Origin of the sequence: Streptomyces sp. SID1328, from assembly GCF_009865595.1 — a bacterium.
Classification (GTDB): Bacteria; Actinomycetota; Actinomycetes; order Streptomycetales; family Streptomycetaceae; genus Streptomyces; species Streptomyces griseoluteus.
The window spans coordinates 1-22,104 of record NZ_WWKH01000956.1 but is presented as its reverse complement, the minus strand read 5'-3'; the positions used below and the strand labels follow the sequence as shown (position 1 = coordinate 22,104).

The 22,104-nt window shown below is 70.4% G+C and carries 19 protein-coding genes and 2 pseudogenes; 18 read left to right on the top strand and 3 right to left on the bottom strand.

What is annotated here, in order from left to right; all coding sequences use genetic code 11:
• The 11 genes from GT030_RS30765 to GT030_RS30715 form a co-directional block, all read left to right on the top strand.
• A partial coding sequence (locus GT030_RS30765; protein ID WP_161203890.1) for a hypothetical protein occupies positions 1–220 on the top strand: 220 nt, incomplete at its 5' end.
• Complete coding sequence (locus GT030_RS30760; RefSeq protein WP_161203889.1) at positions 217–597, top strand: DciA family protein; 381 nt, start codon at positions 217–219, stop codon at positions 595–597. The genes GT030_RS30765 and GT030_RS30760, both read left to right, overlap by 4 nt.
• A gap of 9 nt (positions 598–606) precedes the next feature.
• Positions 607–1,098, top strand: coding sequence for a hypothetical protein (locus GT030_RS30755; RefSeq protein WP_237522941.1), 492 nt, complete (start codon positions 607–609; stop codon positions 1,096–1,098).
• A gap of 810 nt (positions 1,099–1,908) precedes the next feature.
• On the top strand, positions 1,909–2,247 hold the full coding sequence (locus GT030_RS30750; RefSeq protein ID WP_161203888.1) for a hypothetical protein: 339 nt from the start codon (positions 1,909–1,911) through the stop codon (positions 2,245–2,247).
• Between the two features lie 85 nt (positions 2,248–2,332).
• Positions 2,333–2,497, top strand: coding sequence for a hypothetical protein (locus GT030_RS30745; RefSeq protein WP_161203887.1), 165 nt, complete (start codon positions 2,333–2,335; stop codon positions 2,495–2,497).
• Positions 2,498–3,017: 520 nt separating this feature from the next.
• Positions 3,018–3,764 (top strand): IPT/TIG domain-containing protein, encoded by a 747-nt coding sequence (locus GT030_RS30740; RefSeq protein ID WP_161203886.1) that lies wholly within the window; start codon positions 3,018–3,020, stop codon positions 3,762–3,764.
• 82 nt (positions 3,765–3,846) lie between these two features.
• Positions 3,847–4,866, top strand: a complete 1,020-nt coding sequence (locus GT030_RS30735) for an IPT/TIG domain-containing protein (protein WP_161203885.1) — start codon at positions 3,847–3,849, stop codon at positions 4,864–4,866.
• Positions 4,867–4,988: 122 nt separating this feature from the next.
• Positions 4,989–5,459 carry an Ig-like domain-containing protein gene (locus GT030_RS30730; RefSeq protein ID WP_161203884.1) on the top strand — a complete coding sequence of 157 codons (471 nt, stop codon included), beginning with the start codon at positions 4,989–4,991 and terminating at the stop codon, positions 5,457–5,459.
• Between the two features lie 648 nt (positions 5,460–6,107).
• Positions 6,108–6,581 (top strand): hypothetical protein, encoded by a 474-nt coding sequence (locus tag GT030_RS30725; protein ID WP_202460765.1) that lies wholly within the window; start codon positions 6,108–6,110, stop codon positions 6,579–6,581.
• Between the two features lie 193 nt (positions 6,582–6,774).
• Positions 6,775–7,524 carry a transposase family protein gene (locus GT030_RS30720; protein WP_161203883.1) on the top strand — a complete coding sequence of 250 codons (750 nt, stop codon included), beginning with the start codon at positions 6,775–6,777 and terminating at the stop codon, positions 7,522–7,524.
• 239 nt (positions 7,525–7,763) lie between these two features.
• Complete coding sequence (locus GT030_RS30715; RefSeq protein WP_161203882.1) at positions 7,764–8,705, top strand: amidohydrolase family protein; 942 nt, start codon at positions 7,764–7,766, stop codon at positions 8,703–8,705.
• A gap of 115 nt (positions 8,706–8,820) precedes the next feature.
• On the opposite strand, the gene GT030_RS30710 is transcribed toward GT030_RS30715, so the two are convergent.
• Entirely contained in the window at positions 8,821–9,765 is a 945-nt protein-coding gene (locus tag GT030_RS30710; RefSeq protein ID WP_161203881.1) for an amidohydrolase family protein, read from the bottom strand.
• 58 nt (positions 9,766–9,823) lie between these two features.
• Here GT030_RS30710 and GT030_RS30705 point away from each other — a divergent pair, with 58 nt between their 5' ends.
• On the top strand, positions 9,824–10,357 hold the full coding sequence (locus GT030_RS30705; RefSeq protein WP_161203880.1) for a MarR family transcriptional regulator: 534 nt from the start codon (positions 9,824–9,826) through the stop codon (positions 10,355–10,357).
• Between the two features lie 848 nt (positions 10,358–11,205).
• Positions 11,206–11,283, top strand: a pseudogene (locus GT030_RS36890) (DUF1844 domain-containing protein); the annotation flags it as partial.
• A gap of 40 nt (positions 11,284–11,323) precedes the next feature.
• Here the strand turns inward: GT030_RS36890 and GT030_RS30695 are convergent.
• Complete coding sequence (locus tag GT030_RS30695) at positions 11,324–11,818, bottom strand: ATP-binding protein (protein ID WP_161203879.1); 495 nt, start codon at positions 11,816–11,818, stop codon at positions 11,324–11,326.
• A 943-nt stretch (positions 11,819–12,761) separates the two neighbouring features.
• On the opposite strand from GT030_RS30695, the gene GT030_RS30690 reads away from it, so the two are divergent.
• The 4 genes from GT030_RS30690 to GT030_RS30675 all read left to right on the top strand — a co-directional run bounded on the left by GT030_RS30690 (position 12,762) and on the right by GT030_RS30675 (position 21,582).
• Positions 12,762–13,163: a hypothetical protein gene (locus GT030_RS30690; protein ID WP_161203878.1), complete on the top strand. Its 402-nt coding sequence runs from the start codon at positions 12,762–12,764 to the stop codon at positions 13,161–13,163.
• Positions 13,164–13,372: 209 nt separating this feature from the next.
• On the top strand, positions 13,373–13,735 hold the full coding sequence (locus GT030_RS30685) for a DUF5988 family protein (RefSeq protein ID WP_202460768.1): 363 nt from the start codon (positions 13,373–13,375) through the stop codon (positions 13,733–13,735).
• Positions 13,736–13,806: 71 nt separating this feature from the next.
• Positions 13,807–15,123, top strand: a complete 1,317-nt coding sequence (locus GT030_RS30680) for a beta-ketoacyl synthase N-terminal-like domain-containing protein (RefSeq protein ID WP_346009781.1) — start codon at positions 13,807–13,809, stop codon at positions 15,121–15,123.
• Positions 15,124–15,246: 123 nt separating this feature from the next.
• Entirely contained in the window at positions 15,247–21,582 is a 6,336-nt protein-coding gene (locus tag GT030_RS30675; RefSeq protein WP_346009780.1) for a type I polyketide synthase, read from the top strand.
• 23 nt (positions 21,583–21,605) lie between these two features.
• Here GT030_RS30675 and GT030_RS36885 read toward each other — a convergent pair.
• Positions 21,606–21,701: pseudogene (locus GT030_RS36885) on the bottom strand (SseB family protein); the annotation flags it as partial.
• Between the two features lie 204 nt (positions 21,702–21,905).
• On the opposite strand from GT030_RS36885, the gene GT030_RS30665 reads away from it, so the two are divergent.
• Positions 21,906–22,104, top strand: a 199-nt coding sequence (locus tag GT030_RS30665; protein WP_161203877.1) for a cold-shock protein, incomplete at its 3' end; no start/stop codon positions are given.

Below are 22,104 nucleotides of genomic sequence, written 5' to 3'. Positions count from 1 at the left end.
CGACGACCAGGAGCTCGTCCTCGAGGACCTGACCCGCGAGCAGGTACTCGACTGGCGCACCCGCGCCGCGCACGACCACCAGATCGTCCACGACCACATCGCCCGGTACGGCGAGCACTCCGCGCAGCGCCTGTTCACCAGGTCATTCGTCGCGACCGTACAGCGCCTTTCGGGCCTCGGTCACCTGGACCTCGGCTACACCCCGTGGGGGCAGGCATGACCGCCGACGAGGTGTCGGGCGTCGACCTGGCCCGGGTCGCGCTCCGGGCCGCAAGGGAGGCGGCGCGCGCCAACGGCGGCGGCTGGAAGGCGCAGGCGAAGCCGCGGATCGTCCGTACGGTGCGCCGGGACGGGCGCGAGCCGATGGGCCTGGGGGCCACGATCGGCGCGCTGGTCACCGAGCGGGCCTGGGAACTCCCGGCCGCCGGCGCCTCGCTGCGGGAGCAGTGGGCGGCCACAGCCCCGAAGCTGGCCGGGCACGTCGCCGCGGTCGGCTACGACGCCGACACCGGGCGACTCACCGTGTGCCCGGAGTCGTCGGCCTGGGCGACGAAGACGCAGTCGTCCAGCCCGACATCACCCATTCAAGTTCAGTAGAGTGCGGCGGTGATCAGCAATGAGGGAATACGCCTGGGTGCGGAGGCCGCACATCGCCTGGCACAGACAGGCCTCTATGAGTTCGAGGCGGGGCTGACGGAGGCCGAGTTCACGCGCATCGAGCGCGAGTACGGCTTCGAGCTCGCGGACGATCACCGAGCGTTCCTTGCGGCCGGGCTCCCAATCAACGTCCGTCCCGAGGACGGACAGACCTGGTCCAGGCCCTGGCCGGAGTGGCGCGGCGGCGATTTGGACAGCTTGCGTCGACAGCTCGACTGGTCGGTCGAGGGTGTTCTGCTCGACGTAAAGCACAACGCGTTCTGGTACGAGGGTTGGGGTGAGCGTCCAGCCGACGGAACGGCGGCACTGGATACGGCGCGGCGTCATCTGCCGGAGGTGCCAGTGATGGTGCCCGTGTATGCCCACCGATACCTGCCGGCCGGCCGGGGAAGCTTCGGGCATCCGGTGCTCTCGATGTGGCGGACCGACGTCATCTATTAGGGCTTGGACCTGGCCGACTACATGCAGCAGGAGTTCGACGAGGCGCGGGGCGAGGTCGACGACAGCTGGAACCCGCGAGCGACGGCCCTCTTCTGGCGGGAACTTCTCTGACTCTTCGAGGAGCCCGGGCAGGCGGCGGACGTTCTCAGCTTGGGAAGCTCCGGTCATCCACGGGTGGCTTGCTGCGATGACCTGCTGTGAAGCGGTGCCAGGGCCGGTCTGGCCGGCAAAGTGGTTCCCCGTCATTCCCCGTGCGTTCTGGCACGGGGAACTTCTGATCCGTAGCTCTCTGTGGATCGGTCGCGAACGGTCGTACCTGACGGGACGCTGTCGGGTGAGTTCAGTTCCTGTGGTTGCTGTACCTCGCTGCTGTACAGCAGAGGAGCTGTGTTCAGCTCGACACTGCCCCACCCGCGAAGCCGACTGCAAGGTCTCCCAGTACGTCACAAAGGGCGCTCGCCCACTGCTTCATCCTGCTCGACTTAGGTTCATCAGCCATACGGTTCTCCTCGTCGTTCGTCCCCATGGTCCGGTCGTCGTTGTTCAACCTCGATGCCAGGACCTTGCAGATGACGGCCGCGGAGAGGGACAGTGCGAGACTCGGCAGTGCCGAGCTGAGCACAGCTCCAGGGCGATCTTAGGGCCTGATACAGCGTTTGACACCCGGACCTGGATTCCGTCGTGCATTGGAACGGGGACGAGGCCCAACTAAGTGGGCCATCAGCCTTGAGCGGGGCGGCAACCCCGCCTGAACTCATCAAGGGCGGCGGCCACAGCGCCGTGCTGGACGGCGGAGAGTAGGAGGCCCCCATGCCACGGCAGACGAGCCCGCACAACGTCGGCGCCGACGACGCCCTGATCGGCCAGGCCCTGGAGTGCGCGACCGCGAGTCCTACACCACCACCCCCGCCCCGCACCCTCAAGGGCCAGATTAACTACGTGCTGCGGAAGTTGGGCACGGCCCGTGCGGTCGGCTCGGAGATCGGGATCACCGCAGACTCGGTCAACCGCTACCGGCGGGGTGCCCGCCAGTACCCACCCAGCCACATCCCGAGCCGGATCGACGAGGCCGTCCACTCCCGCTGGCAGCCCCGCGTCCGTGAGCGCGTCCGCCGCCGCGCCGCCCAACAGGCCACCATGACCGTCTAGTTCCGGGCCACCTTCGGCTACATCGCGCCGACCGGCTCCACCAACGAGGCCCGCGAGCGTCTCCTCACCCTCCACCTGCCCCCGCGTGGGCCGGCCGCCTCCTCAACACCCGTACGGGTGCAGCAGCGAACACCCCAACGAAGTCCTCGCCCAGGCCGCCAAGGAGCTGCAGGACCGGCGACGCCGCGCCCGCCGCCTGAACGTGGAGCTGACCGGCATCGACTACATCGCCCCAGCTGAAGCACGATAGTTGTCAAAGGCAGGCACTGTGTCACTCCGCGGCAGTGGCTGACTCTGCGGGGGGTTCGCTTCTCGCGACGCCAGTGCAGGTCAGTACTGCGGTGGCGGTGGCGTTGAGGAAGAGCATGAACTCCAGGACGTATCTCCCGCGTTGATGCGTCCGATGCGGAGAGGCTCTTCCGCCGCATCTTCGATCCGGAGCTGGTGGTGCGGGAGTCGGTGTGAGGGCGGCGGCAGCGTGCGCCAGGCGTGCGCGGAATCGGCTACATCGGGCGCGCGCTCGGCCATCCGGGTGTAAACCCGCTTCGGCACGTTGGCAGCGTGTCACTCGTATGGGTCACTGGTGGCAGCAAACCGGTGGGCCGCCCATCCCATACCGGGGGATCGTGGTAGAGGCGGCTTTTGCCGGTCTTTTCCTTTGGCGCGCCCAGCGGCACCGCGGTGACGCACGGCGTGCTCGAATTCCTCGCCCCTGCGCTCGTCGGTCGGCTGCGTCCTGTGTCTTCCTTCTGTCAGCGAGGAGTCTCCTCATGCCCATCTCTCCGAACCAGGGGTCCACCGGCGGCGGCACGTTGGTGACCATCACCGGAACGAACCTCTCCGGCACCACCGCGGTCAAGTTCGGCAACAAGTCGGCCACCAGCGTCACCAACGTCTCTCCGACCCAGGTCACGGCGGTGTCCCCCTCCGGCACGGGCACGGTCGGGGTGACGGTGACGACGCCGGGCGGCACCAGCAGCCCCGTGCCGTTCTTCTACGTCGGCGCCCCGTTCAAGTCCTCCCTCGGCACCTCCTCCGGGCCGCTCGCGGGCGGCAACACCATCACCCTCAACGGCACCGGCCTGTCCACCGCGACCAGCGTCTCCTTCGGCGGCGTGACCGCCACCCCGACGGTCGTCTCCGACACCCAGCTCACGGTCACGGTCCCGGCGGGCGCCGCGGCGGGCCCCGTCGGGGTCACCGTGACCACCGCGGGAGGCTCCAACAACGGCCTGTCCTACACCTACGTCGACGTCCCCACCGTCGCCACCGTCGCCCCGTCGTCCGGCCCCACGTCCGGCGGCACCGGCGTGACGATCACCGGCACCAACCTCGACACCACCGACTCGGTCACCTTCGACGGCACCCCCGCGCCGTTCTCCGTGGTGAACACCACGACCCTGTCGGTGGTGACCCCGCCCGGCGCCGCCGGCACGGTCGACGTGGTGGTCACCAACCCGGCCGGTTCCGCCACGGCCACCGACGCCTTCACCTACGTCGCACCGCCCTCGATCTGATCTCCACGGCGCCGCCGCCCGGCCCGCACACCGGGCGGCGGCACCGCCGCGATCTGGAACAAGGCCGTCCTAGGAGCACCCCATGCCGCCCACACTCAGTACTGCCAACCCCGCGCAGGGCCCCACCACGGGCGGCACCGCCGTCACCCTCACGGGGACCGGGCTGACAGGGGCCACCGCCGTCCGGTTCGGCAGCACCCCCGCCTCCTACACCGTCAACTCCGCCACCCAGATCACTGCCGTGAGCCCGGCCGGCAGCGCCGGGCCGGTGGCAGTGACCGTCGTCAGCCCGACCGGCACCAGCAACGCGGTGACCTTCACCTACGTGGCGGCCGCGGTCCCGGTCGTCACGGCGGTGACACCCGACAGCGGTCCTACATCGGGCGGTACCAGCGTCGTCATCACAGGTACAGGCTTCACCGGCGCCGGCGCCGTGCGCTTCGGCAGCGCACCGGCGACGTCGTTCACCGTCAACTCGGCGAACCAGATCACCGCCGTCACCCCGGCCGGAAGCCCCGGCGCGGCGGCGGTCACCGTCACCACACCCGGAGGCACCAGCGCCGCCTCCCCGGACGCCTACTTCTTCTACGCCGCGCCTCCCGTACTGAACACCGCCGACCCCGGTCAGGGACCGGTGTCCGGCGGCACGGTGGTGACGCTGACCGGTACCAGCCTGCTCAACGCCAGCGCGGTCCGCTTCGGCGCCGCGAACGCGACCTCCTTCACCGTGGTGTCGTCGACACAGATCACGGCCACCGCACCGCCGGGCACGGGCAGTACGCAGATCACGGTGACCACGCCGGGCGGACCGAGCAACCCGGTTCCCTTCGCCTACATCGCCGCTCCCGTCATGACCGCTCTAGTGCCGAACAGCGGACCCACCTCGGCGGGGGCGGCCGTCACCCTGGTCGGTGCGAACCTGACCACCGCCACCAAGGTCACCTTCGGCGGCCAGAGCGTCCCGTTCACCGTCGTCTCCGACACGCAGATCACGGCCGTGGCGCCGGCGGGGGCGGCGGGCCCGGTGACGGTGAACGTCACCACCGCGGGCGGCACCACCGCCGGCCTGACCTACACCCGCGTCGCCCCACCCGGCATCTGAGACTGATCCGATCGGGTTGCCTCCCCGCGCGGTCTCCCCGGAACGAAAAAAAGATCACCGTAGCTTTGCATCACCACGATGCATGGCCCGTGGATCCGTCGATCGACGTAGGGAGCCGAACGGTGAGAAGTATCCGATGCAGGGGCAAACTGGTCGTCGCCGCGGCGCTCACGGCCGTGCTGGGGCTGGCCTCGCCCGCGGCCGCGGTGGCCTCGACGACCACGGTGACCGCGACACCGCAGTCCACCACCGCGGGCTCGCCGGTACACCTGCAGGCCATGGTCGCCTGCTCCTCCGACCCCAGCGGCGGTCTGGGCGTGACCCTCTTCGACGGTTCCACCGAGCTGACCACGGTGCCCGTGGGCGCCGACGGCAGGGCCGACTACACCACCACCTTCACCGCGGGCACCCACAACATCATCGCCGCCTACAACGGCAACGGCGACTGCGATGCCTCCCACAGCACCACGACCGTCCAGGTCACCAGCGCTCCCACACCGCCGGCCCCCACCCCCACCGGCTGCCTGCTCCTGTGCGGGCTGTTCGGCTTCACCACGGGTGACATCAACATCCACAACAGCATCAACACGTAGGACGACCGTCAAGACGGGGCCGGTCGTGGCCCGCCCGGGCTGCATCCGGCGGCCGGACCGGCCAATGGAGGTCCTCCCAGCGGGCCGGGGCGGGGAGGGCTGCCAGGCGTATGCGGTCGGTGTTGTGAGCCGGTAAGCGGCCGGGCGTGGTGGGCGAGCCAGGTGGCGGGTTCGGTGCGTAGGGCGTCCTCGTCGTGCCAGCTGGGCCACGGAAGGTCGTCCTCCAGGAGGTCGCGCTCCCCGTGGGCCGCCGCTTCGGCCAGGTGCCGGTCGGCCACGGGGTGGTCGAGTGCCGCCCAGACCGTGAGCCAGGGCGCGCGTGCCGGACACCTCCGTGCAGAGGGCGAGAAGGCCGTGGATCGGGATCGCCGGGCCCAGGCTGGTGAGTTCGTGGGACCACCAGGCGTGCAACAACTCCCGTACCGACTCGCGCTGACGCACGGGCCACTGCTGCCAGTCGCCCTTGGCGAACGGCTGCCCGATCTCGTCCGGAGCGTGCAAGCGCTCGGCGGTACAGTCGGCGAGCGCCCGCGCGAACTGTGGCAGAACGCGGCGCAATACCGTGCCGTGGTCGCTCCAGTCGGACGCGCTCCATATACGGCGCAGCGGTCCGGGACGAGTTCGTGGTAATCATGTCAGAATCCGCGTGTGCCGGACGCTGATTACTTCGCCGCCGCTGCTGATGACGTGTCCGCGCTCGCCGTGATCGAGGGCGGCGGTCCGGCTCGTGTCGGGCTGGACGTGGTCTTCCTCAAGGACGTCGATCCGGTCGACGCCATCGTCGGGCTCGAAGCGGTGATGACGGGGTGCAGCTATGAAGAGGCCGGCGCGCGGCCGCGGGCCGGGCAGTTGCTGTCGTCCGCTGAGGTGGACAGCCCCTTCGTGCTGGCAGTGTCGGACACCCTGCGCGACGCCCTGGTCTCCGTCTCGGCGGAGGACGTCGTGCGTGCGGCCGAGGCTTGGGCCGCGTCCGGCTCGGCGGCCGGACTTGATGCTGCGACGGCCACGGGTGTTGTGGAGGCCCTGGTCGGTCTGGCCAGACGTGCTCATGCCGCGGAGCTGCGGGCTGTACTGCTGGTGGACGCTGTGACGTGGAGCTTCAGTGGAGTGCCGGGGCCTTGAGCCCCAGGTCGCTCGTGGAGGTGCTCCCGGACGTCAGGTCCAAGGAACATTCCGGGGAAGCTCCTTCCCGAACAGAGTGAGCTCTTTCAGAGTGGCCACCGGTCGGGTGATGGGCTGGTGCCCGCAACGCACGAGGCTCCCGTGTCGTTGAGAGAGATGTTCGACGTCTCAACTCATCTGCGCGAGAGCCTTGTTGGTTCCATATCCTGCCGCACTCGACCTGCCTCACGCCTTGGTCGAGTGGGTAACCATGCTCATCGTCACTCGTGAGGGTGACCGTCGCTGCAAACTGCCCCCGCACCAGCGGGCTCTTGTCGGCCTGGTCTACCTCCGACGGCACGACTCCCTCACGCAGATCGCCGCGGGCTTCGGCATATCCGTCGGCACCGCTCACGCCTACGCCACCGCCGTCGTCAACCACCTGGTGTGCCGAGCGCCCGGGCTGCTGCGTGTGCTGCGGGAGATAGACCCCGAGTACGTCCTGCTCGAGGGAACACTCGCCGAGTGCGACCGCGTCGGCGACAGCCGGGCCGACTTCTCCCAGAAGCACCGCCGCCACGGTGTGAACCTGCAGGTCGTGACGGATCCCGCCGGCAAGCTGCTGTGGATCTCTCCTGCACTGCCTGGCCGCACGCACGACCTGACCGCCGCACGCACCCACCACATCATCCGGACCTGCGAACGCCAGGGCGTGCCCGTTCTCGCCGACCGCGCCTATATCGGAGCCGGCCCCTGGGTAACAACACCGGCCAGACGCCCACCCCTTGGGGAGCTCACCCCCACCCGGAGAACAGCCAACCGGGCTCTGTCCGCCGCCCGCGCGCCGGTCGAACGAGGCATCGCTCGTCTGAAGTCCTGGCGAATCTTCCGCCGGGCCCGCATCAGCCCCAACCGCATGACCGTCATCGCCAGAGCCGTCCTCACTCTGGAGAGACAACGCTGAAGTCGCTCGGTGACGCGGTCGGGCTGCCCGCCGGGCGTGGGGAGGCTCACGACGTCGCGAGAGTCCTCACCTGGGAGGAGAGTGTTATCGAATCGGGCCGACGTTCGCGCGGCCGGTGTTCCAGACGCCCTGGACCGTGGGTTCCCCGGGATGTCTCGACGGGCTCGGATGGCCGGACTGATGTCGGCGGGCTACGTTCCGAGAGCATCTTTCGAAGGGGGGCGGAAAGGGAGACTCTGATGCCCAACGCGGCCCGTATCGATGTGCACACGCATGTGGTGCCCCCGTTCTGGGCCGAGGAGTTGCCGAGCCATGGCGGGGACCCGTCGGGCTGGTCCACCCCGGCGTGGAGCCCGGAGGCGCACCTGGCGTTCATGGACGATCAGCAGGTGGCCACCAGCGTCCTGTCACTGACCGCGCCGAGTGTGGTCGCCTGGGAGGGGCAGGAGCGCCGGGACATGGCGCGCCGGGTCAACGAGTACGTGGCGGAGCTGGTCAGCCGGTATCCGGGCCGGTTCGGGAACTTCGCCACCCTCCCGCTGCCGGATGTCGAGGGCGCGGTGGCCGAGGCCGAGTACGCGTTGGACGAGCTGGGCGCCGACGGAGTCGTGCTCCTGAGCAACTACGGGGGCGTCTATCTGGGTGACCCGAGGTACGCGCCGCTCTGGGAGGCGCTGAACCGGCGGTCGGCCGTGGTGTTCATCCATCCGACCTCCCCTCCGATCGAGGTCCTTCCGGGCGTGCCGGGCCCACTGGTGGACTATCCGTTCGACACCACCCGGAACGCCGTGCAGATGGTGTTCTCCGGGGTGCTGGACCGCTACCCGGACACGAAGATCATCCTGGCGCACGCGGGCGGGTTCGTCCCCTACGCGGTGATGCGGTTCTGCGAGCTCCAGCCGGCCCTCGACCCCGAGGGGCCCTCCACCGAGGAGCTGCTGGCGAAGTTCCGGCTCTTCTACTGGGACACCGCCCTGTCCTCCGGGCCCGACGCCTTCCCCAGCTTCCTGGCCTTCGCGGACCACGAACGCATCCTCTTCGGCAGCGACTTCCCCTACGCCCCCGCGTCCGTCGCCACCGCGTTCGACCAGCTCCTGGACACGGACAGCGGCCTCACGGACGAGCAGAAGACCGCCTTCAACCGCGGCAACGCCAAGAAGCTCTTCACGCGCCTCGTCTGACAGGGGCGGGCGCCCCTGACGCCACGCCCGTCCGGCACGACGCCGATGCCCCGCACCGTTGGTGCGGGGCATCGCGGCACAGCACTGACGTGGAATATATGCCCGGAGGGGCGGGTCAGCGGGCGAGGCGGGGGAAGAGTGCCTCGGCGTTGCCGCGGTCGACGGCTTCGGCCTGGCCAGGGGTGAAGTCCGGGTAGGTCTCCAGGAAGTGGTTGTAGTAGGAGCCGGCCTCCTGCGGGGCGAAGGGCCAGTCGCTGCCGTACAGGACGTGGCCGGGCTCGGCGAAGGCGAGCAGGGCCGGCAGAGCGGAGGGGCTGGCGGAGAGGGCGGTGTCGAAGTAGAACCGCTTCAGGTCGCGCAGGATGTCCTCGGCCTTGCGCTCCCGGTCCACGACCGTGGAGGTCAGACCGGTGAACCGGTACGCGGCGTAGGGCAGGAAGCCGCCGCCGTGGGACAGGATGACACGGACGTTGCGGTAGCGGTCCATCACACCGTTCAGCACCATGTTCAGCGCGGTACGGGTGGTGTCGAAGACGTAGTCCGCGAGCGGGGCGGGAGTGCCGGGCAGCAGCGGCATCGGCGGCTGCGCGGGGTGGACGAAGACGTTTGCGGCGCGGCGGTCCAGCTCGGCCCACAGCGGCTCGAAGTCCGCGTCGCCGAGGTACTTGCCGTGGGCGTTGGACATTAGGACCACACCATCGGCCCCGAGGATGTCGAGCGCGTACACGGCCTCCGCCACAGCGGCGTCCACGTCGGGCAGCGGGATGCTGGCGAAGTGGCCGAAGCGGTCCGGGTGGTCCTTGACGACCTCGGCGCCGTACTCGTTGACGGCCCGGGCCAGGCCCCGGGCGTCGGCGTCGTCACCGAGGTGGACGCCGGGCGAGGTGACGGACATGACGCCGGTGGCGATGCCCTGCTGGTCCATCATCGCGATCGCGCTTTTCGGGCTCCAGGCCGGTATGGCCCAGCCGCCGGAGTTCAGGCCGCGCGCGGCCAGGGTCTCGGCCCAGACCGGCGGGACGATGTGGTTGTGGACGTCGATGCGTGCGGGGAAGTCCATGATTCAAAGCCTCCTAAAGCTTAGCTTGCTAACGACTTCATTTAGTAAGCTAACAGTCATGCGAGAGATGAGCAAGCACGAAGAAGAGGAAGACGCCCAGCGGCCGACCGGGGGCGAGGAGGGCGTGAGGGAGCTGGCGCAGGCCGCTGACCGGCTGTTCTACGCCATGCGCCGCTCGCGGGCGGCCACCATGGGACGCTCCGGGACCGGGCTGTCCATGGCGCAGCTCACGCTGCTGGAGCCCCTGGCCGCGGACGCGGGAGGCGAGGGCCTGCCGGTCGGTAGGCTCGCCGTCACCGCCGAGGTCAGCGTCCCCACCGCCACCCGTATGCTCAAGCAACTCGAAGCGGCGGGCGTGGTCACCCGGCAGCGCTCCCCCCGCGACGAGCGCCAGGTCCTGGTCCGCCTCACCGACGACGGCGCCGAGCGGCTCGCGGCGATGCGGACGGAACTGCGCTCCCGTCAGACCGAAGCGCTGTCGCACTTCACACCCCGAGAACGCCGCGAACTCGCCGCTCAGCTCCAGCGCCTCGCCGCGGTCATCGGTGACACCGTCCCTCAGTTCGGCGAGGGAGAGACCGCGCAGCAGTGACGCGTGGGTCTGTCAGCCGCCCCCATTCCGAGCCGACGAACTGGCCGCCCTCTGCACCGTCGGCGTGCACGCAAGACCGACGGTGCTTTGGCAGCCGCCAATGGAGTGCTTGGTCCTCACAGACGACTCGACCCTCTCCGGATCGTCCTCCGACCTCTCGGGATCGCGTACACCCGCACGTTCGAGGAACACGGACCAAGTCGTGGTCCGAAAATTCGGCGCCGAGCGTCATCTCATGCAAGCGCACAGTCACGCGCCGTCCACCAGTGGCCCGACGACGGGGGCACCAGCCTAATAACGGGGACTCGCCCCACCCCAGCGCCCTGTCAACCGGGCGCCGGCCCAGACCCGAGCCCCCCGTCGAAGTGACATGACGCGACTGAAGTCCTGATCCTTCCCAGATCCCGCATCGGCTCCAACCGTCTGGCCGTCATCACCGGAGCTGTCCTCACCCTGGAGAGGCAATGCTGAAAACGCTCAGTGCCCGGCAGGTCAGGCGCTCAAGACCTCATACGCCGCTTCCAGCGCCTCCTTGAGCCGGCCCGGAGTTTCGCCCAACTGCTGCTGGTCGAGGCTCGAGTGGTGATCCTAAGCGGACCGTTCTTCGGACAGGAGGCGCTGTTCCAACTTCCCGACATTCAGGGCCCGAAGTGGTCGCCCCCGCACCCGCAGGGATGGTTGTCGTGGCATGGGCCCGCATCGAGAACTGGCTCGCACAGCACGCTGCCATAAGCCACGAGCTACTCCGACCGCCGGCCTGCTCGGAGGACATCGCGGCGGCTGAACTCCGTCTCGGCATGACGTTCCCGCCCGACCTGTCAGCTCGTTTCACGCCGCCTCGCTGCGCCTTCGGCGAAGCGCCTCTCGTCCCGGACGGGCCGGGTCAGGGCCCCGGTGAGAAGTACACCGGGGCGGTCTACGGCTAGTAACTTCCCTCGGCAGTGCTCGCCGCTCCGCTCTGCGTCCTCAGTCCGCCGCCAGGGCGACCGTGGCCCAGATCGTGCGGGCGCCGTCGTCGTCCACGTGTGTGCCGAATTCCCGGGTGCAGCCGGCGATTATGCCGAGACCGCGACCGAAGCCCGAGACCTTGTGCCAGTGCTTCTCTGTGGCCGTCCGCCCCTGATCGCGTACCTGGATGCGCAGGTGGGTCCGGTTCCTCCGCAGGCTGGCGACGATGACGGTGCTGTCGCTGTGGACTATGGCGTTCGTCGCCAGTTCCGTGGCGACGAGCAGAGTCGTGTAGCAGACGTCCCGATTCGCCAGCCCCTGCCCTTGCAGCCATAAACCGGATAAATGTCGGCAGACCGGAACGGCGCGGTCCATCGGGGGGAAGTAGACGGTGAGACTGCGTGATTGGCACTTGGCCGCGGTAGACGTCCGGATGTCCGACGCGTCGGGCCATCTGTCGATGTCCGTCGCGGACAGAACGATCCGCGCGCAGGCGCGTGTGGTGGTTTCCATGTCCCGTCGCTCCTGATCCTGTGGGGGGACGGAGACCCTGGCAGGCGGGGCCGGGGCCTCGGATGCACGGCTCTGCGATGGGCTGCGGTCCGGTGGCCTCCCCGCCACCGAGGCGCGGGCAGGCCGAACTTGGACACTCCTGGAGCGCGTCCGCGGGGGCGGGCACCGAGGCGGACTGGCGCTCCTGGTGGGGCCGCGGGGCCGGGAGGGCCGCGGGCCAGCCGCACGGCGGTGAGAACACCTGAGGCTGTCGTGTCCGGCGGCTCATCCGGCTGACGCACCGGAGCGGAGGTGGCGCGTCAGCCGGCGCTGGCCAGCACCGGCTGACGCATCCAACACCTCTCGCGGTGGGCCCATCGTGGTAGCCCGTCACACACGGAGCGGCACAAGACCGGCGCCTTGTGCGCGGACTACCACACCACCGGAGAGGATGGGGCCCACCGTTGGATGTCACAGTTATCCACTGATGCGGCATATGGCGGCAACACTTACCCTGCGTAGTACACCCGGATGGCCTAGTGCGTTGTGATGAAATCATTGCTATGCGCGTGAGGCGTGTGATGACCGACCGGGCCGCGCTTGCCGGGTGCGGGCCCTGTGCCACCAGAGGGAGCCCCCAGGGGCTCACCGGTGAAGCTCGTCGGTGCTTCATATTCGAGCGGGTCCAGGTGGTCGTCTGTACTCCAATCGGGTGACGAACCACATATTCCCCTTGTTATGCCTCCCACCGGTGGCGCATTACTGGAGCACGAACCGGCGGGTTGCCCATCCTTCCCGGGAACGTGACTGCTACCCGTTCCGGTCGTCACTCCCATCACGCTAAGTACGCGGCGATCAGGTCGAGTTCCCTTCTCGGGCAGTCATTCCCGGCAGTTGGACGCAACCGCTCCCACCGGTGTCGTGGCCATTGAGTGAACCAGCCATCTGTTCAAGGGAGTGCCACATGTTCCGTTCCCGTCTTGCCGCCGCCGCTGCCACCGCCGCTCTCGCGGCCGGTGCCGTCGTCGGCATCGCTCCTCTGGCGACGGCCGCCCCCGCGGCCGTCTCCGCCTGCGTGTCCGACCTGCAGTCCGCGCAGACGGCCAACAACGCCGCCATCGCGGCCGACCAGGCCAACAACCCGGCCGGCGCCCGCATCCAGAACGTGGCCGCGGCCACGTATCTCGCGGCGGCCATCGGTGACTGCCAGGGCCAGCCGAACGTGGTGGGGGCCAACGTCCTCACCGCCACGGCGACCAATGCCACCGCCCTCGTGTACAACGTCCTCGGAGTCACTAGCTCGGCGCTGGGTGCCGAGCAGGCCACGGCCTCCGCGATCACCCAGGCGCTGGCCAGCGCGACCTGATCCGCCCCCGTGCGGGAGGGCGCTGACCCCGGGCCCTGATCCCGGCGCCCTCCCGCACCCGTCGTCCCGGCGTCGACCGGGACCCGCCGCACGCCGGAGCCGCCCCCTCCCCAGGTCCGGCGCGCGGTGAGCGCGCAGGGCACTTGCCGCCGACCGCTGTGAGTGCCCTGCCTCGCGCAGGTACCCGGCCCCCTCCCTGGCAGGTCGTCATGTGGATCTCCGCTTTCCTCAATTCTCTTTGCCGGTCCCTTTCGGCGGCATCGCGATGGACCCTCCCCCCGGTTTTCCCCACCCCGCTCACGCGAGAGCAGGTGAATTCGGCGGGCAACAGCGACGACCGGAAAACGGAACCCGAGGCGCCGAATTCCATTCCCGTACTCCTACGAGGCGGCCCGGACTGGATCGCCATTCCCCACGTATGGCAGGTGAGATCCCTGGAATCCGAACCCAAGGTGAAGATCCTCTGCGGCAACGCATACGAGCATTTCGAGTTCTCGGGCCTGTATTCCATCCACGAGGGAGTGGAGTTTCCCGTCTATCGCTGGTCCTGCCGCACCTACGTGGCCGAATAGCCGGGCGGTCGTCCGCCCCACCCGTCGAAGGGAACTTCCATGATCGACTCACTGTCACGTGCGAGCAGCTCGTGAGGCGGCGCGCCGGCGCCCGTGCGCGCGACGCCGTCGTCACCGGGATCGGACTCTGTCTCCCCGGTCCGCAGGATCCGGTCTTCACCGCCGACGACCTCTGGAGCGTCGCCTCGACTGGTACGTCGTGCCTGGTCAAGAAGGGCGTCTACTTCGGTGGCGTCACCCTGCCGGCAGCCGTGTTCGAGGAGCGCGTGCCGGGCATCCCGCAATTCTTCTCCCGCCACTACACGGACGCCCACCGCTTCGGGCTGGTCTCCCTCACGCAGGCGTGCCACGACGCCGGCCTCGACGTGCGGAGCGACCTGGAGGATGCCGCGATCCTGGTGGGTCGGGGCGGAGTGGATGCCAACATCGACAGCTACCTCGCCGTGCTGCGCGCCGACCCGGCGACCTATCCCGTCGCCGAGGCGCTGGAGATGTTCGTCGCGGCGGAGCAGGCCGTCACCCCGTCGGATGTCGCCCTGGTGCAGGGCGCGCTCACCCGGTCGAAAGGCGCGAACTTCACGGTCTCGTGCGGCTGTGCCTCGTCCGCGGTGCAGGTCGGCAACGCGCTCTGCATGATCGCCGCCGGTGAGACCGACATCGCCGTGGTGACCGGGGTCGACGTCTTCAGCGTCACGATGATCCGCAACATCCAGCGCCTGCTGAGCGGAGCTCAGACGGCGTACGACGCCATGCGCTCCGAGGACATGCCCAGCCTGCTGCCGTCGTTCGACGCGCTGATGCGCCCGTACGACGAACGCGCCGACTGCATCAATCACGGCGAAGGGTCCGCGACGCTCGTGATCGAGAGCCGGGAGCACGCCTTCGCCCGCGCCGCCCGCCCCTACGGCCAGGTCCTGTCACAGGTCACCACACGGGACGGGCTCTCGAACCCGCTGGCCAGCGACGAGAGCGGCCGGGCACTCGTGGCAGCGGCCCGTGGCTGCCTCGGTGACACCTGGGACATCGGTCAGGTGCCGTACATCCACGGCGGCAGTGACGGCAACGTGGTCGTCACGGCCTTCGAGTCGAACGCGGTCAGGGAGCTGTACGGCTCCGCGGCATCCGACCTCCTCATGACCTCGCAGGAGGGCTGCTTCGGGCACAACGGTGCTCCGGCGGGCTGTCTCGGGGTGGCCCTCACCCTGCTGATGATGCGGAACAGCCAGGTCTGCCCGACCGCCAACTGCGAGCAGCCGGCCGGTCATCTGACGTTCGACCCGGTCCCCGGCACGGTGTCCCGCCCCCTCGACTTCGACTACGCCTTCACCTTCAACTACCAGCTGGGCGGCGTGAAGAGCGCGATCCTGCTGGGCAGTGCGGACGTCTGATCCGTAGCCGTCCGCCGCTCCGCGGCTCGTCCCTGCGGTTATGCCCTCACGCACGAGTCCGCCGTCGCATCCTCGGCACCCCTCGCGTGCCCCCGCCCCTCGTGCAGTGACAAGGAGACTTCTGTGGCCAATGACAAGCACGTTCCCCGGCCGGTGACCGCTCCCATCGCCGTCGTCGGCATGGGATGCCGGCTCCCCGGAGACGTCGATTCTCCGGCCGCGTTGTGGCGTCTGCTGATGGAGGAACGTGATGCGGTCGGCCCGCCACCGCCCGCCCGGTGGACGGGAGGTGGGGGGCGCGGGCCGGCCGCGGACGCGCCCGCCGCCCTCCGTGGCGGATACCTCGGGGACGTCTGGGGCTTCGACGCGGACTTCTTCGGCGTGGCGGGCCGCGAGGCCGACGTGCTGGACCCGCAGCACCGGCTCCTGCTGGAGGTCGTCTGGGAGGCACTGGAGCACGCCGGGCTGCCTCCCGACCGGCTCGCCGGTTCACCGACCGGCGTGTTCACCGGACTGAGTTACCACGACTACATGGACCAACTGGCCGGAAAACCCAGGGAACTCGAGGGCTCCATCCTGACGAACGGCCACTGTGTCGCCGCCGGCCGGATCTCCTACCTCCTCGGTCTGCACGGCCCGAGCATCGCCCTGGACACGGCGTGCTCCTCGTCCCTGGTCGCCTTCCACCTGGCCTGCGAGGCGCTGCACCGACAGGAATGCGATCTGGCCCTGGCCGCCGGTGTCACCCTCATGCTGGCCCCGCGCGTCACCCGATCCTTCGAGCGGATGGGCATGCTGTCCCCGACCGGACGCTGCCACACCTTCGACGCCGCGGCCGACGGATTCGTGCGCGGCGAGGGTTGCGGCGCCGTCGTCCTCAAACGGCTGCCCGACGCCCGCCGCGACGGTGACCGCATCCTCGCCGTCGTCCGGGGAACCGCGGTGAACCAGGACGGCCGTTCCGACGGTCTCGCCGCCCCCTCCGCCGAAGCCCAGCAGTCCCTGTACCGCGCCGCCCTGACGCGGGCCGGCGTCGACCCGGCCCGCGTCTCCCTGATCGAGGCGCACGGAACGGGCACGCCACTGGGCGACCCCGTGGAGTTCGCGAGTCTCGCCGCCGTGTACGGCCGTGGGCTCTCCCCGTGCGCACTCGGCTCGGTCAAGACCAACCTGGGCCATCTGGAACCGGCCGCCGGCATCACCGGGCTCATCAAGACCGTGCTGTGTCTGCGGCACGGGACCATCCCCGCCAACCTGCACTTCACTGAGTGGAACCCGGCCATCGCCGCCGACGGCACCCGCCTGTTCGTACCGCGGGAGAGCGCCCCGTGGCCCGGCCGGGAACCGGTCAGGCTGGCGGCGGTGTCCTCCTTTGGCTTCTCCGGCACTAACGCGCACGTGATCCTCCAGGAGCCTCCGCCCGCTCGTCGTACCGGCCTGCCCGCACCGCGTCGACCCCGACAGGCACCCCCGGAGGTGATCCTGCTCGGGGCGGGATCACACCGGGCGCTGCCGGAGGCCGCCGGGAAGCTGGCCGCATGGCTGGGCGCGGAGGGGGCGACCGTCCCGCTCCGGGACGTCGCCCACACCCTCGCCCTGCGTCGCAGTCCCGGTCGTGGCCGGCTCGCGGTCGTCGCCCGTTCGCACGCCGAGACCGCCGAGGCGCTGCGGCTGTTCGTCGATGGCCTGCCCGCGCCCGCCCTGGTGTCCAGCGCCGCCGACGTGACCGCGCCCCGCCTCCCGGTGTGGGTCTTCTCCGGCCAGGGCTCCCAGTGGTCCGGCATGGGCCGGGAACTCCTGGCGCAGGACGAGGCGTTCAGGAAGGCCCTCACCGCGGCGGACGCCCTGATCCGCAAGGAGGCGGGCTTCTCCGTCCTGGACCTGGTCCGGGCCGGTGAGCCGGTCACCGGGTGCCCGCGCGTGCAGCCGGTTCTGTTCGCGCTGCAGATCTCGCTGGCGGCGGCCTGGGAGGCGCACGGTGTCCGTCCGGCCGCTGTGATCGGCCACTCCATGGGCGAGGTCGCCGCCGCGGTGGTGGCCGGGGCCCTGACCCTCGTTGACGGCGTACGGGTCATCTGCCGTCGCTCGGCGCTGCTGGAGCGGATCGCCGGCACGGGTGCCATGGCCAGCGTCGGCCTGGGACCGGACGCGGTAGAGGCCGCCCTGGTCGACGCGGGCGCCGACGGCGTCTGTGTGGCCGTCCTGGCGTCGCCCGAGGCCAGTGTGGTCTCCGGCGACCCGGAACAGATCATGCGTCTCATCGACCGGTGGGACGAACGCGGAATCCCCGCCGCTCCCGTCGCGGTGGACGTCGCGTCGCACAGCCCGTACGTCGACCCGCTGCTGGAGGATCTGCGCCGGGGGCTGTCGGACATCACCCCCAACCCGCCCCGCATCCCGTTCTACTCCACCGTGACCGAGGACCCGAGGCAGCAGCCTGTGCTCGACGCCGCGTACTGGTGCGACAACCTCCGCCGGCCCGTGCGCTTCCACCCCGCAGTGACCGCCGCCGCCCAGGACCGGCACCAGGTGTTCATCGAGATCTCGCCCCACCCCGTGGTCGCCCAGGCGCTCAACGACAGCCTGGCCCCCCTGGTCCCCAATGCCGTCGTGCTGCCCACGCTCCGCCGGGCCCAGGACGAGCTCGTCACCTTCAGGACGCAGCTCGCCGCCTTCCACTGCCACGGCGGCACCGTCGACTGGACGTCCCCCTGCGGCGGCGGTCACCTGACCGACGTACCCACCACCACCTTCGACCGCATCCCCCACTGGGCCGGCGACACGGCGGCACCGGAAGTACCCTGGGCGGACGGCACCCTGCCCGGCCGACACACCGTGATTCCCGGCACTCCGGTCCGGCACAACTGGCACGCCTCCGCTCCCGCCCGGCACCTGCCCTGGCTCGACGACCACCGCGTGCACGGCTCCCCCGTCCTGCCCGGCGCCGGCTTCTGTGCCCTCCTGCACACCGCGGCGGTCACCGCACTGGCCGACGCCGCTCCCGACGTGGAACTCGTGGACATCGCCTTCCACGACCTGCTGCCCCTGGACGACGACACCGAGCTGAGTACGACCATCACCCTCACCGACGGCGGGCAGGCGACCTGCGAAGTCCACTCGCCCGCCCCGGACGGCTCATGGCAACTGCACGCCTCCGCCGTGGCCCGCCGCACCATCGCGCCCCCCGACACCCGCGCTGCGTCCGTCCCCGAGCTGAAGCACCGGCACCCCGTCGCCCTCGATCCCGGAAAGCTCTATGCCGGGCTGCGTGCCTGCGGACTGGAACACGGACCCGCCTTCACCGGCATCACCGCGCTGCGGACCACCGAACGGCGGGACACCTACTGGGCCCGCGTCCACCTGCCCCGCACCGCCGCCGCTCCCGCCCCCCCGCTGAGCGTCCACCCCGTCCTCCTCGACCTGTGCCTGCAACTGGTCGTCGCGGGCGCCGGTGAGGACACCACGCCCGCGCCGATCCTCCCGGTCGGGGTCGGCTCCATGCGCCTCCTCGGCGACCCCGCCCTGGCTACGCACGTCCACGCGTCGATCACGGAGAACACCGGCTCGACCCTCGTCGGCGACGTCCGCGCGCTGGACGTTCGCGGACGCCCCGTCCTCGCCCTCGACAACGTCCGCTTCCTGCGGAGCGCGCCCGCCCAGGCGTCACAGGTCGACCAGTGGTTCATGGAACTCGGCTGGCATCGCGCGCCCCGGCCGCATGCCGGGCGGACCGCGCCCGGAGACTGGCTGGTGATCGGCGAGGGCGACGGCGAGGCCGAATGCCTGGCCGACCACCTCCGCTCCGCCGGTGCGAGGGTGCATGTGCGGGACATCCCTCTGGACGCGGAAGGACTCGCCTCACTGGGCGAAGTGTTCGGCAGGCACCTCACCTCCGGAGCCGACGCCTGGCGCGGCGTGGTCCTCCTGTCCGGCACACCCTCCGCCGACACCACCGACCCCGTGGGAGGCGCGCAGCAACGCGCGCGCCGGCTGCTCGCCCTGGCTCAGGCCGCCGACGAACACGGGGAGCCATGGCGTCTGTACGTGGCCACCCGGCACGCGTACGCCGTCACGGTGGACGAGGCCGGGCGCCCCGCCCACAGCGCGGTGCGCGGTGTGATCCGAGTCCTGGCAGTCGAACGGCCCCATCTCCGTCCCACCCTCGTCGACACCGACCCCGACCGGCGCGGACTGCACACCCTGGCCGCTGAACTGCTCGCCGACGCGCCCGAGGACGAGGTGGCACTGCGCAGTGGTGTCCGGTACGTCGCGCGCCTCGACCCGTCTCCCGTCACAGCGGCCGAGCGCACGGCCCGCACCACCCGGACCGTGCGCTTCGGGGATGACGGATTCCGCCTGCGCGTCGGGCAGTTCGGTGACCCCGACAGCCTCGAACTGGTCTCGACGGGCCGCCGCCGGCCCGCCGAGGGAGAGATCGAGGTGCGCGTGCGGGCCGCAGGCGTCAACTTCCGCGACGCCCTGACCTCCCTGGGGATGCTCGGTTCCGAGCCGGAGACCGCCTACCGCATCGGTTTCGAGTGCGCGGGGGTGGTCTCCGCGGTAGGACCCGGGGTGAACCACCTCCGTCCGGGGGACGCCGTGCTCGCCGTACAGCTAGAGGGGGGCGCCTTCGGGTCCTTCGTCACGGTCCCGTCCAACGCCGTGGCCCCCGTACCGCCGGGGCTCAAGCCAGCGGCGGCGGCGGGACTGCCCACGGCCTACCTGACCGCCTGGTACGCCCTGCGCCACGTCGCGCGGCTGGCACCGGGCGAACGCGTACTGATCCACTCCGCGACAGGGGGCACCGGCAGGGCGGCGATCGCCGTCGCCCGGCTCCTGGGCGCGGAGGTCCTGGCCACGGCCGGTTCGGAGGAGAAGCGGCGCCAGTTGCGCGGCATGGGGGTCCGCCACGTCATGGACTCCCGCTCCCTGGAGTTCGCCCCGCAGACCCGCCGGGCCACGGGGGGCGAAGGAGTCGACGTGGTCCTCAACTCGCTTGCCGGACCGGCCGTCCGCGCCGGCCTGCAGAGCCTGCGCCCCTTCGGCCGCTTCGTCGAACTCGGCGTACGCGACATCATGGCCGACGCCCCCATGGGGCTCGGTCCGCTACGGCACAACATCACGTTCAGCACGGTGGACCTGATCGAACTCCAACGACGCCGACCCGAGTTGCTACGCGAGATCCTGGGCGAGGTGATGGCGCACATCGCCGCGGCACGCCTCAAACCGCTGCTGTGCACGGAGTACCCCCTGGACCACGCGGCCGACGCCTTCCGCCTGATGGCCCGTGCCGGACACACCGGCAAGATCGTGCTGTCGGTCCCCGACGAGGGGGAGACCCTCGCGGTCGACCCCGGTGGACCAGGCGTCGTGCACTCCGACGGCGCCTACGTCATCACCGGAGGGCTCGGCGGTCTCGGCCTGGCCACCGCCCGCTGGCTGACAGAGCAGGGAGCGGGCCGGGTCGTCCTCAACGGCCGTCGGACCCCGTCATCAGAGACCGCTCGCGCGATCAGCGACCTGGGCGGCGACACCACGGTCGTGCTCGGCGACATCTCGCAACCCGGCACCGCAGAACGGCTGGTGGAGGCCGCCACCGAGGGAGGGCTGCCGCTGCGCGGCGTAGTGCACTGCGCCATGGTCCTCGACGACGCCGCCCTGAACACCATCCGCGACGACCAGCTCGAGCGCGTATGGGCGCCCAAGGTGACGGGGGCCTGGAATCTGCACCGGGCGACGGCCGGGGTGCCCCTGGACTGGTTCGTCGTCTACTCCTCGATGAGCAGCCTGCTGGGCAACGCCGGCCAGGGCGCGTACGCGGCGGCCAACGCCTGGCTCGACGCCTTCGCCCAGTGGCGCACCAGCAACGGCTCGCCCACGCTGGCCGTCGACTGGGGTCCCTGGGGAGAGACGGGACAGGCCATGGACTTCGCCGGCCGCGGTTACGAGACGATCCCCACCCGCCAGGGCCTGGAGGCGCTGCACAGCCTGCTCACCCACGGCAGGGTCCGGACGGCCGTCATCCCCGGAGCGCCGCGAACCTGGATTCCCCGGCAGGCCGCGGACTCCAGCCTCTTCGCCCACCTCTCACCGGACGAACGTGACGCGGCGGACGCCGCTCGCGCGGAGCCCGAGCGGGCGGAGAGCGGCTCGCGGGACGTCCGCGCCCGGCTGGAGGCGTTGCCCGCGGGCATCGCCCGCCAGAACGCCCTGGAGAGCTACCTGGCGGACCACATCCGGGCCATCCTGCGCACCGGCAGCGCCACCCTCGATCCGGACACCCCCCTCAAGTCCCTGGGCTTCGACTCGCTCCTCGCCACCGAGTTGCGGATCCGTCTCGACGCCGACCTCGCAGTCCGCCTGGCGAGCAACTTCGTCTGGCAGCACCCGACCATCGCCTCCCTGGCCACCGCCCTCGCGGCCCGCATGGGCCTCGCTCTGCGGGAGGAGGCGAGCTGATCACGGCCGCAGCGGCGGCCGGGTCAGTCCCGTACGAACAAGGGCTCGCGCGGAGGGGTGGTTCCGGCCACCAGGAGTGCAAGGTCGAGGCCGCACACCGGGCGGGCCCTCAAAGACTGTCTGCGCGGCCACGGCGACGGGCCGACGGACGGGTGAGTCATGGTCGTTGCTCTCGGTGGGAGCCGGTCCCGGCGTGTAGCGTCGCTGACAGATGCCGTGTCCCGCCCGCGCTCTGGCGTGGGCGTTCTGCTGTGCGCTGAGGGAACAGGGCATCACTTTCGGGTCCGCGCGGTGCGGGCCCGGTCTCGACCGGAAGGCTCAGCATGACCAGCGGTACCGTGAAGTGGTTCAACGCCGAAAAGGGCTTCGGCTTCATCTCGCAGGACGGCGGCGGCCCGGACGTCTTCGCGCACTACTCCAACATCAACTCTTCCGGCTTCCGTGAGCTCCTCGAGGGCCAGCAGGTGACGTTCGACGTCACCCCAGGCCACAAGGGCCCCCAGGCGGAGAACATCACCGTCG